This window comes from Flavobacterium sp. 270 (assembly GCF_004368785.1).
Classification (GTDB): Bacteria; Bacteroidota; Bacteroidia; order Flavobacteriales; family Flavobacteriaceae; genus Flavobacterium.
In genome coordinates this window covers 121,763-136,013 of record NZ_SODM01000007.1, presented here as the reverse complement: position 1 = coordinate 136,013, position 14,251 = coordinate 121,763, and the positions used below count along the sequence as shown (strand labels likewise).

Genomic DNA, 14,251 nt, shown 5'->3' with positions numbered 1-14,251 from the left:
ATCATTATTTTTATAAAAAGTCGAAAGATGGAACTAAGTTACTGGGAACTCAAAAATTGGTTTAGCAATGTAGATTATACCATTGTCGGAAGCGGAATTGTTGGTCTGCACGCCGGATTACGCTTACGCGAAAGATTTCCAGCTGCAAAAATTCTGGTTTTAGAAAAGGGAATGCTTCCACAAGGTGCCAGTACCAAAAATGCAGGTTTTGCCTGTTTCGGAAGTATTTCTGAAATTATGGAAGACCTAAAAACACATTCAGAAGAAGAGGTAATTCAATTAATAGAAAAACGTTGGAAAGGTTTACAGCTTTTACGAAAAAGATTGGGCGATCAAGCCATAGATTTTAAACCTCACGGCGGTTACGAATTGTTTCTGAAAGAAGATGAATTTGGTTTTAACGAATGTGTGGCTAAACTTCCATTTATAAACGAAATTCTAAAACCACTTTTTAAAGCCGATGTTTTTACCAAAGAAACCGACCGATTTGGTTTTGGAAACATTCAGGATTATTTAATTTTTAATCCGTTTGAAGCGCAGATCGATACCGGAAATATGATGCAGGAATTATTGAAACAAGCTGTTGCCGCAGATATTTTAATTTTGAACCAGCAAACCGTAACTTCTTATCTAGATAAAGGAAATGAAGTAGAAATTGTTTTGAATGATTTTAGTTTTAAATCAAAAAAAATACTCTTTGCGACAAACGGATTTGCCGGAACTTTGACAAACGGTGCAGTAAAGCCTGCAAGAGCGCAGGTTTTAATTACAGAACCAATCCAAAATTTAGATATAAAAGGTACTTTTCATCTCGATCGCGGTTATTATTATTTTAGAAATATAGGCGACCGAATTTTACTTGGCGGAGGCCGAAATCTGGATTTTGAAACCGAAACTACAACAGAATTTGGGCAGACGAAAATTGTGCAAAATAAATTGGAAGATTTACTTAAAAATGTAATTTTACCAAACCAAGAATTTCAAATCGCTCATCGTTGGAGCGGTATTATGGGAGTTGGAAATAGTAAAAACCCAGTTGTAACTCAACTGTCTGAAAACGTGTTTTGTGGAGTGCGTTTGGGCGGAATGGGTGTAGCAATTGGAAGTTTAATAGGAACAGAATTAGCAGATTTAATATAATGGCAGTAAAAAAACCAGCACCAAAAAAACCAGCCGCGAGCAAACCAAAAACGGCTCCAAAAAAGTCTAATAAAACTTTTGGAGAAAAAGTAAAATGGTTTTTAATAAAATGTCTTTTATGGTTTTTCGGACTGTCGATTGGTTCGGTAATCCTTTTTAAATTTATTCCGGTGCCATTTACGCCGCTTATGATTATTCGCGTCATTGAGAATAAAACAAGTGATAAAGAAGTCTTTTTTGATCACGATTGGGAACCGATAGAAAAGATTTCGATGAATCTGCAAAAAGCCGTTATCGCCAGTGAAGACGGAACTTTTTTAACTCACAATGGTTTTGATTTTAAAGCGCTTCAAAAAGCCTACAAAAGCAACGAACGCGGACGCAGAATTCGTGGTGGAAGTACAATTTCGCAACAGACGGCCAAAAACGTTTTTCTGTGGCAGGGAAAAAGTTATTTTAGAAAAGGTTTAGAAGCTTATTTTACCGTTTTAATCGAAATGATTTGGGGTAAAAAACGAATTATGGAAGTTTACCTAAACAGCATAGAAATGGGAGACGGCGTTTACGGCGCTTATGCAGCAACGCAACATTGGTACAGGCGAGATGCGTCGAGTTTAACCCCAATGCAGGCGGCCGGAATTGCGGCGATTCTGCCAAATCCCAGAAAATTTAAAGCAACCGGATCTTCAAGTTATATCAACAGACGCAAAGAAAGAATTGTTCGTGAAATGCGTGCAGTTGGAAAAATTAATTATGAAGGAAAATAAAAACGCCTTTGCAATAGTGTTGATCTTGATATCGACTTTTGCTTTTGGACAAAGAACCACAGAAATTGGATTTATTTCTGATAATGATTTATACACATCGTCTAAAAACGATATGTATTACACCAACGGATTAGAGCTTTTTTATCGGTTTTTGTCTAAAAACGAAAACGAAAAAATCAACAAAAAAATTACCGAATTCCGAATCGGACAATATATTTACAATCCCAGATTTATAAACGAAACGGCTGTAGATATAAACGACCGTCCTTTTGCAGGTTATCTTTTTGCCGAAGCCGGCAGAAGTTTTTTTTACCAAAGCGAATCGGTTTTAAAAACTGATTTTCAGTTAGGATTTCTTGGCCCAAATGCATTGGGACGAGAAACGCAGGAAAGTTTCCATCATATAATTGGATATAAAAAAGTTTTTGGCTGGGACAACCAGATTCATAACGCATTTGCCGTTCAGGCTCATGTTATGTATTCGAAGAAATTGTTTCCAAACAATCATCATGATTTTATAGATTTTCACTTTCAGTCTGAAGCCAATCTTGGAACCATTTTTACAGGCGTATCTACAGGACTTTTAGCCCGAATAGGTTTCAAGAAATTATTGCCAATTTACGATTCCAACTTGCATGACGCTTCGGTAAGTGCGCAGCCACAATCTAATGTCCGCGAATTTTACTTTTATGCAATGCCAAGTGTCAACTATCAATTTTATGATGCCACGATAGAAGGTAGTATGTTTAAGGATACTAGTCCGCTAACTTTTGATTTAGAACCGCTTCGTTTCAATGCCGAATTTGGTTTAAAATACCGACACAATAATTTTAATTTATCTTATTCTTTTATTTATCGAGGAAGGGAATTAAAAGATCCAATTCATGATACGAATAGTGGCTACTTTTTTGGATCTATTCGATTGGGGTATTTGTTGAAGTAGATTTTTTTAACTTATTTATTAATGCTTTTTAAGTTATTATTATACAACAAAGCCATTCCGTTCTAGAATGGCTTTGTTTTTTAAATTACCAAAATCAATGACGATTATCACATTGCAGATAAATAGATTCGTTTGATTTATCAATAAGCTCAATGCTCGGACATCCAAAAGATTCGTATAGAAAACCAAAAACAACAGGCGGTTTGTTTTTAAAAAGCCTGCCCGTATATTGTTCAACAATATTGTCGGGATTTACATTGTTTAATGGAGTAGGAGTGGTGCCTTCGCTTTCGCTGAATAATTTTTCTATAATTACCTCTTTTGTCTTAGCATCAAGAACAATCAAACGGTGCGCAAAAGGTTCTCTTCTGTCGTCTGAAAAATAGTCCCTAATAAAATACTCAAAACCGTTTGTTTTAAACGAATACACATTTCCGGCGATTTTGTTTTTTAAGATTTTTTGATCTTCTTTTTTCAGAGCCTTAGAAGGATATTCGTTGGCTGTAGTTTTTTTCCAGGCAATTGGAGTTAATTGTTCTCCCGTAAACGGATTTTCTTTGCCTACATATACAAATACGTCAGCATAATAATCACTCAAGCCCTTCAGTGATTGTTTGCTTAATTCAAAACCAATCATATAATCGTAAGGTTCATAAGGCCATTCTTCTTCAGAAGTATAACCGTTTAGCAAAGCAGCTGTTTTTAGGTTTTTAACAGCAAATGAAGCCAGTTTATTTTTAGAAAAATCATAGACAAATACAGAATCCGTTTCTGAAATATTGGTTTGAGACAGAAACCTTTTTCGGTATTTATTTTCTAAGGTAAAATATACAGCATCTTCTTTTTTCATCTTTTTTATATTCGGCATAATAAGCGTGTCGGCGCCTTCTTCATTAGAATGATAAATATCCGAAAGCGAAACAAACGCAATATCACTGCTGTCTCTTGTGGTAAGAGTAAATAAATTTATACTTTCTTTTCTGGGTAAATTTTCGTTTTGTAAAGTATCATTTTCAACTATACTATCGTTAGCTAAAGTTCGATTATCATTTTTTACGGATTCCTTTTTATTACATGCCAGCATTAAAAGCATCATTGCAACAAATAGTGTTTGTGATTTTATACTCATAGTTTATTTATATGATATATGTTTTTAAAATTTAAATGTAAGAAAGATTTTCATAAACGCCCATAAATTTTTAATCCAACTTAAATATTAATGATTTTCTTTCTTCTGTTTTTTATTTAAAATGTAAGCCTTAACTATTTGATAATGTGTAAAAAGTCAGAAAGCTTTATATTTAATTTAAAATTAAAGTTATGGAAATCAATTGGGTAATATTAGCGGTTGTAGCTGTGATTGTTTTAATTATTGTTATAATCACAATTAGAAAAAATCAGAAAGAAAAAGAAAAATTGACGGATTTATTAAATAACGATTTTAAAAAAACTGACGAAGATGAAGTTAATGCTGAAGATGCAGCAAACGAAAAATAATTAGTTATTACTAATAAATATAAAGTCCTTGTAAATAAGATTTACAATGACTTTTGTTTTGTGGAGAATACCGGATTCGAACCCGTCACCTTCCCGATGCATCGGGATACTCTAGCCTTTTGTTTCTATTAAGTTTTCAATATATTTTCTGCTTTTCATTTTTTTGATTTGCAGTTCTCTTTTACAAGCTTCGCTTCTGGATGAAAAGGTTTCAAAATATTTAATTTCCCAGTCTTTGGCTGATTTTGTGAATTTGCTTCTACTGTTGAGATGATCGTCAAGACGTTGCTCAATATTTTAGCAGGAGCCTGTATAGTACTTGTTCAGTATTTTTGAATATATAATGTAAGCGTAAAACATATCTTTTATAAACGCAAAATACCCAAACATCTGTTTGGGTATTTTTTTTTAATATTAGTGGAGAATACCGGATTCGAACCGGTCACCTCTTGCCTGCCAGGCAAGCACTCTAGCCAAATGAGCTAATCCCCCGTAGATTTATTGTTGTGGAGAATACCGTATTCAAACTATCACCCTCCCGATTTTTCATCGGGATACTCTAGCCAAATGAGCTAATCCCCCAAAGCGTTAACAAATAAAGTCAATTAATTCTCAAAAAACAAATTTCAAAAGGCTTGCACCGAAAATATTTTCCAAAACCGTAACTTTACGATTCAAATCTATTTTTATGAGTTTAGAAAATCAAAGTGGTTCTTTAGAAACTACTATTCAAAATACTGTTGCAACCGTACAATTTGGACATCCGGCGAGTAATTCTTTTCCACGTCAATTATTAGATCGTCTTACAACAGAAATCAATTCCTTAAGTCGAAACGAAGAAGTTACGGTTATTGTTTTAAAAAGTGAAGGAACAAGAGCTTTTTGTTCCGGCGCTTCGTTTGATGAACTTTTAGCAGTAACAAATGAAGAACAAGGAACAGAATTTTTCTCGGGATTTGCACATTTACTTAACGCAATGCGAAATTGTTCTAAAATAATTATCGGAAGAGTTCAGGGCAAAGCAGTTGGTGGCGGTGTCGGAATTATTGCGGCCTGCGATTATGCTTTCGCCACACCAGAAAGCGCAATAAAACTTTCTGAATTGGCAATCGGAATTGGTCCGTTTGTGATTGAACCTGCAGTTTCCAGAAAAATTGGTAAAGCAGCAATGTCAGAAATGACCCTTTCTGCTGAGGAATGGAAATCGGCAGAATGGGCGCTGGCTAATAAATTGTATGCTGAAATTCACGAAACAGATAAATTGGATGGCGCGGTTCATAATTTTGTTCAAAAACTAAGTTCGTACAATCCTGAAGCCTTGATTGAAATGAAAAAAATAATCTGGGAAGGAACTGAAACTTGGGAATCTTTATTGATTGAGCGTGCAGCAATTACGGGAAGATTGGTTTTGTCTGGTTTTGCTAAGAATGCTTTGACGCAGTTCAAGAAGTAGATTTTTTCTGCTTGTTGATTTTTTTGGACACAGATTTTACGGATTAAAAGGATTTTCTCGGATTAATTTTTTGCCACGAATTACACAAATTGCACAAATTTGTTTTTGTCAATGATTGAAGCAGTAAAGACGCGGGGCAGTGCATCTAATAGAATGCATGTACTACCCAATAATAAACCAAAAAATCATTTTAATCTGTGGCAAAACCTTTAGTCATTAAAAAACGGGATAACGGTTATTAATTTGTAAATTTGCAACCTAAAATTCAAATCGATGAGTAATATCAGAATTACAAAACAATTTAGTTTCGAAACCGGTCATGCATTATACGGTTACGACGGAAAATGTAAAAATGTTCACGGACACAGTTATAAATTATCAGTAACGGTTATTGGTTCGCCAATTACAGATCGAACGAATGTAAAATTCGGAATGGTAATTGATTTTTCGGATCTAAAGAAAATTGTAAAAGAAGAAATTGTCGATCAGTTTGATCACGCTACTGTTTTTAACGAAACTACACCGCATATCGAATTGGCAAATGAATTAAAAAACCGCGGACATCACGTAATTTTAGTTGATTATCAGCCAACAAGCGAAAATATGGTGGTTGATTTTGCTAATAGAATTGTAGCGCGTCTTCCAAATGGAATTTCTTTATTCTCGCTAAAACTTCAGGAAACAGAATCTTCGTTTGCAGAATGGTATGCAAGTGATAATATTTAAAAATAAAATTCAATTTTTTAAATTCCAAATTCCAATTGCAGTTTTGCGTAACGTTTAGAATCTAAACTCTACAATCTAAAATTCTAATAATTCCTCATGAAAAAAGTATATTTCGCTTCAGATCAACATTTTGGTGCTCCAAGTCCTGAGTTGAGTTTTCCGCGCGAGAAAAAATTTGTAGCCTGGCTTGATGAGGTAAAACAAGATGCCGAAGCTATTTTTTTGTTAGGTGATTTATTTGATTTTTGGTTCGAATATAAAACAGTTGTACCAAAAGGTTTTGTACGGGTTTTAGGCAAATTGGCCGAAATTCGCGACAGCGGTATTCCGATCTATTTCTTTGTTGGAAATCACGATTTATGGATGTCAGATTATTTTGAAACTGAATTAAATATTCCGGTTTATCATGATAACAAAGAATTTACTTTTAACGGAAAAACATTCTTAATCGGTCACGGCGACGGAAAAGGCCCAGGCGATAAAGGCTATAAACGAATGAAAAAGGTATTTACGAATCCGTTTTCTAAATGGCTTTTCCGTTGGCTTCATCCCGATGTTGGCGTAAGTTTAGCCCAATATTTATCAGTCAAAAACAAATTGATTTCTGGCGACGAAGATGTAAAATTCTTAGGCGAAGAAAACGAATGGCTGGTGCTGTATGCCAAACGTAAACTCGAAACCAAACACTATAATTACTTTATCTTCGGACATCGTCATTTGCCAATGATTATTCCGGTTGGAGAAAATTCAAATTATGTAAATCTAGGCGACTGGATCGGCTATTTTACGTATGGGGTTTTTGACGGCGAAACTTTTGAATTGCAGAAATTCGAAAAATAATATATTACTTTTTATTCGTTGGATAAATTCCAATTTTGTGCGTTCTTAAGATATAATTTGACGGTTGTTTACTATTTGAAGGATAAAAACTAATGGCATTAGATTGTTTTTTAGGCATATGACATTCTACACAATTATTGGCCAATAAACTTGCTGACATTGTTTTTAATGTTGTCGCATTATGTTTTAAATCCTGATGACAACTCATACAGATTTTTGAATAATAAGCTAAATTCGATGGCGAATTCTGGTGCGGATTATGACAGGTCATGCAATCCATAGTTTCACTTTTCTGAAAACATTTACTTTGCGCCAATAATCCCATTTGATTGCCGTGAACATCAAAATGAAGACTATCACTTGATGAATGTGTGGCTCTAAAATAATCGTTAAGATTTTCTCCCGGTTTATATAGAAAACGAGATTTCATTTTCATTTGATCATTTCCAGAATGACAGATAGCGCATTCATCAAGTCTTTGCTGTCTGGTTAATCCTTTAATAGAAATTATATTTTGTGCTTTCTTTAAGTCTGGAAATTTTAGATGCTTTGTCACATGTTCCTTTGATGGACCGTGGCAGCGTTCGCAATCAATTCCATATACTAAAGTCCTTTTATCCACAAAAATTTCTGCATCCATCCTCATCATGTTAATTTTGTCAGAGCTTGTAGTTACAAACTGACTTGAAATATTAGAGCTGTGGCAGCCGTAACATTCCTTTGGAATTTCTCTGGTAAAATTGGGTTTGTCGGCAGGATATCCAGGACTTGTAGCCCAGTTGTGTAAAGATTTATAGTAAGAAATTGGTAATTCGTAAGTATGATAGTTTTTCCAATATGCGCTGGTTTGAGCATGTTTTATTCCAAAAACAAGATCATAAGAATGTGATTCTACTTCCTTTTCTTTTTTGTACAAAACCTGATACAGACTGTCTCCACGTTTTTCCATGACCATTTTAGTGTCTTTATCATAGATAAAAGTGTGATTGCCGCTATCAAAATCGCCTAATATATTTTCTAAAGTTGCAGGAGCTGTAGCTTTAAAATGAGAACTTTTTGAAGCCATGTCATATTCCGCTTTATGGCATTGAATACAGCTTTCTGAACCTGCGTAATCGGTGCCGCGCGGATCAATATATTCGTCAGATTTATTTGTGCAGTTGGTTAAAAATACCGCAAGTAAAAGTAGGAGTACAGTTTTTTTCATTGTTGTAAATATACTTTTTTTTGAATTGAATCAAAATATATTTCAATAATGAAAAAATGCTGTTAAAATATTTAGAATGTTTCTAGTTTAGCCCGGCTCCGTAAACATATTCGTCAAGTTCAATTCTAAACAGAGAGCCTTCAACCAAATCTTTAATCGATTTTAATTCGGTCATAGAAACAGCAAGATCAATAGCATTGCAAGGCGTTTTAAGCAAAAATTTATGGCAGGAATATTTCATTTCGCAAGCTTCACAACAGGCATTTTCTATAAGACTGTCTTCGATTAAATCACAGAACTTATTGAGTTCTTCTACTGTCAAATAGAAGCCTGTTTCTTTAAAAACCAATTGTACTTTGTCTGAAATGGTTTTTGTATCGTCTTTCCAGTAAAAGGCGATGCCAAAATTATTATGGTATATCTGCTCGATTTCTCTCATCGTAAATGCTTTTATAAAGACAAATATAAATATTATTTATATTAATTCTAAATAAAAAACTCATAAAAGAAGTTAAATTTTTTTTAGCCCATTTAAGCGATTTAAGTTCATTTAATCCACGCAGTTATTTTAGAAAGAAATTGTTTTTGCTGATCTACAAAAAGATAGTGAGAACAATTTTCGATAATGGCAAAATGATTTTTTCCGACTAAGGTTTTTATAGAAGTAATTTGTGCCGATGAAAAAATACCATCATCTTTCCCGTAAATTGCAAAAATGGGAATACCATCAGCTTTAATTTTCTTTAAAAAAGGTCTGCTGTCAATGTTATTCTGTTTTTCATTTTGATAAAAAAGTATCGGAGCATTTTTGTTTCGAATATTGGTTTTATAAAAAAGACTAGCTTCGTAATCAGCATATAATTTCTTTGAAGCTTTGGTCGGATGTGGCATTTTAAAATAATTATCGTCGCTCGCAAGATCAAAACAATGTTTTCGATATCCAGCAGAATTTTTATCCAATTTTTCTACATAAGCAATTTTGTTAAGTGTTTTAGAATCACCATAATGTGTTTTCTTAACAGAGTTTAAAATATGATCATAAGTTTCCTGTTGGGAAAATAAAGCGCCAGCCAAAACCAAAGCGCTTACATTTTTAGGATATTTGTATGTATAAAGTGTTCCAACCAAACCACCAAAACTATGACAAAGAAGAACCGCTTTCTTTAAATCGTATTTTTTATAAATTGAATTTAAATCCTGAAAAGCTTCTTCATAAGTAAATTTAGCAGTTGGGTCTGCAGATCTTCCTTCGCCTCTTCGGTCATAAACAATTACGTAAAATCCTTTGTTGGCTAATTTTTTAGCAGTTGTGCTTTCAAATAAAGTAGAATTGCCGCTTGGACCTCCGTGAATGAAAATTATGGCTTTGTCTTTTTCGTTTCCGTAGGTTTTAATATAAAGATTTTGTCCATTTGCGAAGACAGAAATAGTTAGAAAGAAAAGAAAAAACAGTTTCTTCATTTGGAAAATAGGATTAGTTTGAAAGTGATAATAAAGGAGTTACTAATTTCGCAAAGGAATTTCAAGAGTACTGTTTTTCAATATATAATGATCTTCTTTTACATCGTAGTCTTTCAGCTTTAAATGTATTACAAGTTTATTTTTTTGAATTTCAATATCATTCTGTTTAAAATAAAGACTTTCTTCATTTTGAAATTCACCTATTTTAGTTTCGAATAAGAAAAACTTTTTTTCGATTACTTCATATTTGCAGCACATTCCTAGCAAACCTTCAAATTTAGTTTTTATCTGAATCTGATCATTTTCAAATCGTATGTCATTTGGTAAGAAGAAAAATAGAAAAAAAGAAGATAAAATTGCTCCCATAATTCCATCGATAAGCCAGCTTACAAAAATAAAAATGGGAGAAATTATATAAAGTGAAAAATATATTGCTTTCTTTTTAAAAGGTTTTATATAATAAAAGAAAAGCATACAAGCCGATACGTAAAACAAAATTTTAAGAACAAATCTTAAGTTTGAAATTAAGCTAATATCACAAATTGTATTGAATACAAAATTTGTCAGTAATATAATTAATGTCCCGAAGTGAATATTTATAAGTATCTTTTTTAACTTTTGCATTACTCCATATTCTGATGATCTTCCATATCTCTCTTAAGATCTAATTTTCTAAAAGTCGGTGATTTTAATGCTGTGACAATAACAGTTAAAAGCGTAACACTTCCTCCAAAAACAACAGAGGTTACCGTTCCCATCAATTTAGCAGTTGCACCGCTTTCAAAAGCACCTAATTCATTAGAAGATCCAACAAAAATTGAATTCACGGCACCAACACGTCCGCGCATATGATCGGGAGTTTTAAGCTGTAAAATAGTTTGGCGGATAACCACAGAAATTCCGTCAGCAAGTCCACTTAAAAATAAGGCGAAAACAGAAAGCCAGAAAGAGGTAGAAAGTCCAAATAAGATGATAGATAATCCAAAAACAAATATGGCGACTAAAAGTTTCTTTCCTGCATCTTTATATAAAGGCACATAAGCAGAAACAAGCATTGTAATGAAAGCGCCTACTGCAGGAGCAGCTCTTAATATTCCAAAACCTTCGGCTCCCACTTTTAGGATGTCCTGAGCAAAAACAGGTAATAAGGCTACTGCACCTCCAAAAAGTACAGCAATCATGTCAAGGGATAAAGCGCCTAAAACAATTTGGTTTTTAAATACAAAAGTTAAACCTTCTGTAAGACTGTCTTTTATTGATTCTCCAATCTTTGGATTTATGATCGGTTTAGCACTGATTTGTGATAAAGCAGCTAATGAAAGAAGCGAGAATCCGAAAACCATACACATTGACCAGTGAACGCCAATCCAGTTAATGGAGAACCCAGCCAGCGCCGGTCCCATAACAGCGCCAATCTGCCAGACAGAACTGCTCCATGTCGCGGCATTTGGATACGCTTTTTTAGGAATAATCAGCGATAGAAGAGAGAAAATAGTCGGGCCAAGAAAGGCTCTAACCAATCCGCCCAAAAAGACCAAAGCATAAATGGAATACAAAATAACAGTTGGAGATAAATCACCAACAACTTTTGGCCATGTTAATAAAAACAATCCAAAACTTATTACCGAAAATCCCAGAATACACTTTACCAATAATCCTTTCTTTTCTTTTTGGTCGACAATATGTCCTGCAAACAATGCCATCGAAACGGCTGGAATAACTTCCATTAAACCAATAATCCCAAGCGAAAGAGGGTTTTTAGTTAAACTGTAAACTTCCCATTCTATTACGATAAACTGCATGGCCCAGGCAAAAACCATGCAAAAACGCAATAATAAAAACACATTAAATTCTCTGTAACGCAACGCCTGATAAGGATCGGCTTTTTTTACTTTATCTGTCATTAGTTCTAATATCTTTTAGCATAAGTTGAGTCGAAACGGTATTGTTCCACTCGTTTTCAGCGATGCAATACGCAAGCTGAAAAGAATTTTGATTTTTAGTAATATCTATTTTTTTTCCTAATCCAAAGCCAATTGCGGCGATTCCATCAGAATTAGATTGTTTTGCAAAAAGCCTTAAATGTTCATCGTCGACGCCTAAAGTTTTTGCATAACCAGTGTCTTTTACGTCTGAAGTCATAAAAACCGGCGTCATATTTTGTGGACCAAAAGGTTCGAATTGTTTTAAAATGCGGATCAGTTTTGGTGTTATATCGGCAAAATTTATTTCGGCATCAATTTCAATTTCGGGAGTTCGCATTTCTGGCAAAATGGTTTTTTCGACACATTTTTCAAAAGCGTTTTTAAAAGCTTCGTAATTTTCTGCTTTTAAAGTCATTCCTGCCGCATACATGTGACCACCAAATTGTTCCAAATGTTCGGCGCAGGCATCAAGCGCATTATAAACGTCAAAACCTTTTACCGATCTTGCCGAAGCTGCATATTTGTCACCGCTTTTGGTAAAAACCAAAGTCGGACGATAATACGTTTCTATTAATCTTGAAGCCACAATTCCGATAACACCTTTGTGCCAGTCTTCCTGAAAAACGACGGTCGAAAAACGTTCTTCTTCGTTATTTTCCAGAATTTGCTGAAAAGCTTCTTTCGTAATTTTTTTATCTAAATCTTTACGATCGGCATTATATTGCTCAATTTCTGATGCAAATTGCTGTGCCTGATCAAAATCAAATTCAGTCAATAATTCGACAGCGTGATTGCCGTGTTTGATTCTTCCGGCTGCATTTATTCTTGGCGAAATAATAAAAACTACATCAGTAATATCTAAAACTTTTTTCTTTACCTGATGCACCAAAGCTTTAATTCCGGGTCTTGGATCAGAATTAATAACCTGCAATCCAAAATAAGCTAAAACTCTGTTTTCGCCTGTAATCGGTACAATATCTGCAGCGATTGCCGTAGCAACCAAATCCAGATAAGAAATTAGATCTTCTGTCGTTTCATTTCGGTTTTTTCCTAAAGCCTGAATCAGTTTAAAACCCACGCCACAACCGCATAATTCATCATACGGATACGAACAATCTTCTCTTTTTGGATCTAAAATGGCAACAGCATCGGGAAGAAATTCTCCCGGCCTGTGGTGATCGCAGATAATAAAGTCAATGTTTTTTTCTTTCGCGTAGGCGATATGGTCAATCGATTTTATTCCACAGTCGAGTGCTATAATTAATGAAATTCCATTATCATCTGCGTAATCAATTCCTTTGTATGAAATTCCATAACCTTCGTCATAACGATCTGGAATGTAAGTCGCAATGTTTGAATAATACGATTTAAGATACGAAGAAACCAATGAAACCGCAGTTGTTCCGTCGACATCGTAATCACCAAAAACCATTATGTTTTCTTCGTTTTCTATTGCCAATTCAATTCTGGCAACGGCTTTGTCCATGTCCTTCATTAAAAAAGGATCATAAAGATGCTCCAGCGAAGGGCGAAAGAAATTTTTGGCATCGTCAAAAGTTTCAATGCCGCGCTGAATCAAAAGTGTTGCTACAAAATCTTCTACATTTAAAGCTTGTGCCAAATGTTTGACTTTATCTTCAGAAGGTTTTGGTTTTAATGTCCAACGCATTTTTTAATTGTAGATTTTTGATTTTAGATCTCAGATTTCTGAAATCGTTTAATCAGGAATGTAATTTTTTTTTTGCCACAGATTATTGGGATTAAAATGATTTTCTAATCTGTGTCTTTTTTGCCACGAATTACACAAATTTCACTAATTTAATTTGAGTAATTCATGACTGAATATTTTGCGATAAGTTTCCAGAATGCAGAAATCTAAAATCTACAATCTGAAATCTAAAATTATTTTTTTGCTTCTAAAGCATTTCCCTCAAACTGAATTCCGTCCCAGCCTAAGTTGATGAAATTTCTAATATTTTGATGATTCGTTCCGTTTGAATCGCCCAAAACTTCTTCAAAATAAAATGCACCAAAACAAGCTAAAGTTTCTTCTTTAGAAAGGTTTTGCAGTTTTGCAAAAGAAAAAAGTTTACAAGAACCAGAATTTTCTCCGGTTGCATTATGTTGTGTTCCGTTTTGAAAAGCAGTAGGAGTAAAATTGTAGTTTTCTTCGATTACTGCAATAGTTTCTGGGAAAGTATTTTGGGTTGGGTTTTGTCTTAGTTTTTCTAAAAAGGCTTGAATGCTCATGATTTTTTAATTGTTTTTTAGCCACGAATTGCACGAATTTCC

Annotated in this window: 16 protein-coding genes and 1 tRNA gene; 7 read left to right on the top strand and 10 right to left on the bottom strand. The window is 34.1% G+C overall.

Annotated features, from left to right (window positions below):
- Positions 1–27: 27 nt before the first annotated feature.
- The 3 genes from EV144_RS21890 to EV144_RS21880 are packed head-to-tail and all read left to right on the top strand — an operon-like array spanning position 28 to position 2,850.
- Positions 28–1,140, top strand: coding sequence for an NAD(P)/FAD-dependent oxidoreductase (locus EV144_RS21890; protein ID WP_134151270.1), 1,113 nt, complete (start codon positions 28–30; stop codon positions 1,138–1,140).
- Entirely contained in the window at positions 1,140–1,907 is a 768-nt protein-coding gene (gene mtgA / locus EV144_RS21885) for a monofunctional biosynthetic peptidoglycan transglycosylase (protein WP_134151269.1), read from the top strand. Before EV144_RS21890 ends, mtgA begins: the two co-directional genes overlap by 1 nt.
- A complete protein-coding gene (locus tag EV144_RS21880; protein WP_134151268.1) occupies positions 1,894–2,850 on the top strand; it encodes a lipid A deacylase LpxR family protein in 957 nt (318 codons plus the stop codon). The genes mtgA and EV144_RS21880 overlap by 14 nt, the downstream gene beginning before the upstream one ends.
- A 94-nt stretch (positions 2,851–2,944) precedes the next feature.
- Here EV144_RS21880 and EV144_RS21875 read toward each other — a convergent pair whose 3' ends face one another.
- Positions 2,945–3,979: an oxidoreductase gene (locus tag EV144_RS21875; protein WP_134151267.1), complete on the bottom strand. Its 1,035-nt coding sequence runs from the start codon at positions 3,977–3,979 to the stop codon at positions 2,945–2,947.
- Positions 3,980–4,170: 191 nt separating this feature from the next.
- Here EV144_RS21875 and EV144_RS24240 point away from each other — a divergent pair, with 191 nt between their 5' ends.
- A complete protein-coding gene (locus EV144_RS24240; RefSeq protein ID WP_166670618.1) occupies positions 4,171–4,347 on the top strand; it encodes a hypothetical protein in 177 nt (58 codons plus the stop codon).
- 111 nt (positions 4,348–4,458) lie between these two features.
- On the opposite strand, the gene EV144_RS21870 is transcribed toward EV144_RS24240, so the two are convergent.
- Both EV144_RS21870 and EV144_RS21865 read right to left on the bottom strand, forming a co-directional pair.
- Positions 4,459–4,641, bottom strand: a complete 183-nt coding sequence (locus tag EV144_RS21870) for a GIY-YIG nuclease family protein (RefSeq protein ID WP_243854731.1) — start codon at positions 4,639–4,641, stop codon at positions 4,459–4,461.
- 124 nt (positions 4,642–4,765) lie between these two features.
- Positions 4,766–4,839: transfer RNA gene (locus EV144_RS21865), tRNA-Ala, on the bottom strand.
- 196 nt (positions 4,840–5,035) lie between these two features.
- Here EV144_RS21865 and EV144_RS21855 point away from each other — a divergent pair.
- From EV144_RS21855 to EV144_RS21845, 3 genes are all read left to right on the top strand, one after another.
- The gene (locus tag EV144_RS21855) at positions 5,036–5,800 is read left to right on the top strand and encodes an enoyl-CoA hydratase/isomerase family protein (RefSeq protein ID WP_134151266.1); all 765 of its coding nucleotides are present in this window, start codon (positions 5,036–5,038) and stop codon (positions 5,798–5,800) included.
- A 273-nt stretch (positions 5,801–6,073) separates the two neighbouring features.
- A complete protein-coding gene (locus tag EV144_RS21850) occupies positions 6,074–6,526 on the top strand; it encodes a 6-pyruvoyl trahydropterin synthase family protein (protein ID WP_134151265.1) in 453 nt (150 codons plus the stop codon).
- Between the two features lie 96 nt (positions 6,527–6,622).
- A complete protein-coding gene (locus tag EV144_RS21845; protein ID WP_134151264.1) occupies positions 6,623–7,366 on the top strand; it encodes a UDP-2,3-diacylglucosamine diphosphatase in 744 nt (247 codons plus the stop codon).
- Positions 7,367–7,370: 4 nt separating this feature from the next.
- On the opposite strand, the gene EV144_RS21840 is transcribed toward EV144_RS21845, so the two are convergent.
- From EV144_RS21840 to EV144_RS21810, 7 genes are all read right to left on the bottom strand, one after another.
- Positions 7,371–8,573, bottom strand: coding sequence for a cytochrome c3 family protein (locus EV144_RS21840; RefSeq protein WP_134151263.1), 1,203 nt, complete (start codon positions 8,571–8,573; stop codon positions 7,371–7,373).
- 82 nt (positions 8,574–8,655) lie between these two features.
- Positions 8,656–9,012 (bottom strand): hypothetical protein, encoded by a 357-nt coding sequence (locus EV144_RS21835; RefSeq protein ID WP_134151262.1) that lies wholly within the window; start codon positions 9,010–9,012, stop codon positions 8,656–8,658.
- Positions 9,013–9,119: 107 nt separating this feature from the next.
- Complete coding sequence (locus tag EV144_RS21830) at positions 9,120–10,034, bottom strand: alpha/beta fold hydrolase (protein WP_134151261.1); 915 nt, start codon at positions 10,032–10,034, stop codon at positions 9,120–9,122.
- A 42-nt stretch (positions 10,035–10,076) separates the two neighbouring features.
- Positions 10,077–10,400, bottom strand: coding sequence for a hypothetical protein (locus EV144_RS21825; protein ID WP_134151260.1), 324 nt, complete (start codon positions 10,398–10,400; stop codon positions 10,077–10,079).
- Positions 10,401–10,657: 257 nt separating this feature from the next.
- Positions 10,658–11,938 (bottom strand): MFS transporter, encoded by a 1,281-nt coding sequence (locus EV144_RS21820; protein ID WP_134151259.1) that lies wholly within the window; start codon positions 11,936–11,938, stop codon positions 10,658–10,660.
- Complete coding sequence (gene recJ / locus EV144_RS21815; RefSeq protein ID WP_134151258.1) at positions 11,928–13,628, bottom strand: single-stranded-DNA-specific exonuclease RecJ; 1,701 nt, start codon at positions 13,626–13,628, stop codon at positions 11,928–11,930. The genes EV144_RS21820 and recJ overlap by 11 nt, the downstream gene beginning before the upstream one ends.
- A gap of 233 nt (positions 13,629–13,861) precedes the next feature.
- Positions 13,862–14,209 (bottom strand): HopJ type III effector protein, encoded by a 348-nt coding sequence (locus EV144_RS21810; protein WP_134151257.1) that lies wholly within the window; start codon positions 14,207–14,209, stop codon positions 13,862–13,864.
- Positions 14,210–14,251 lie beyond the last annotated feature (42 nt).

Coding starts and splice junctions, on each gene's coding strand:
- EV144_RS21835 (WP_134151262.1), bottom strand. CDS start 9,012: ATGAGAGAAATCGAGCAGATATACCATAATAATTTTGGCATCGCCTTT.
- EV144_RS21825 (WP_134151260.1), bottom strand. CDS start 10,400: ATGGGAGCAATTTTATCTTCTTTTTTTCTATTTTTCTTCTTACCAAAT.
- mtgA (WP_134151269.1), top strand. CDS start 1,140: ATGGCAGTAAAAAAACCAGCACCAAAAAAACCAGCCGCGAGCAAACCA.
- EV144_RS21830 (WP_134151261.1), bottom strand. CDS start 10,034: ATGAAGAAACTGTTTTTTCTTTTCTTTCTAACTATTTCTGTCTTCGCA.
- EV144_RS21855 (WP_134151266.1), top strand. CDS start 5,036: ATGAGTTTAGAAAATCAAAGTGGTTCTTTAGAAACTACTATTCAAAAT.
- EV144_RS21820 (WP_134151259.1), bottom strand. CDS start 11,938: ATGACAGATAAAGTAAAAAAAGCCGATCCTTATCAGGCGTTGCGTTAC.
- EV144_RS21810 (WP_134151257.1), bottom strand. CDS start 14,209: ATGAGCATTCAAGCCTTTTTAGAAAAACTAAGACAAAACCCAACCCAA.
- recJ (WP_134151258.1), bottom strand. CDS start 13,628: ATGCGTTGGACATTAAAACCAAAACCTTCTGAAGATAAAGTCAAACAT.
- EV144_RS21890 (WP_134151270.1), top strand. CDS start 28: ATGGAACTAAGTTACTGGGAACTCAAAAATTGGTTTAGCAATGTAGAT.
- EV144_RS21845 (WP_134151264.1), top strand. CDS start 6,623: ATGAAAAAAGTATATTTCGCTTCAGATCAACATTTTGGTGCTCCAAGT.
- EV144_RS21840 (WP_134151263.1), bottom strand. CDS start 8,573: ATGAAAAAAACTGTACTCCTACTTTTACTTGCGGTATTTTTAACCAAC.
- EV144_RS21875 (WP_134151267.1), bottom strand. CDS start 3,979: ATGAGTATAAAATCACAAACACTATTTGTTGCAATGATGCTTTTAATG.
- EV144_RS24240 (WP_166670618.1), top strand. CDS start 4,171: ATGGAAATCAATTGGGTAATATTAGCGGTTGTAGCTGTGATTGTTTTA.
- EV144_RS21850 (WP_134151265.1), top strand. CDS start 6,074: ATGAGTAATATCAGAATTACAAAACAATTTAGTTTCGAAACCGGTCAT.
- EV144_RS21880 (WP_134151268.1), top strand. CDS start 1,894: ATGAAGGAAAATAAAAACGCCTTTGCAATAGTGTTGATCTTGATATCG.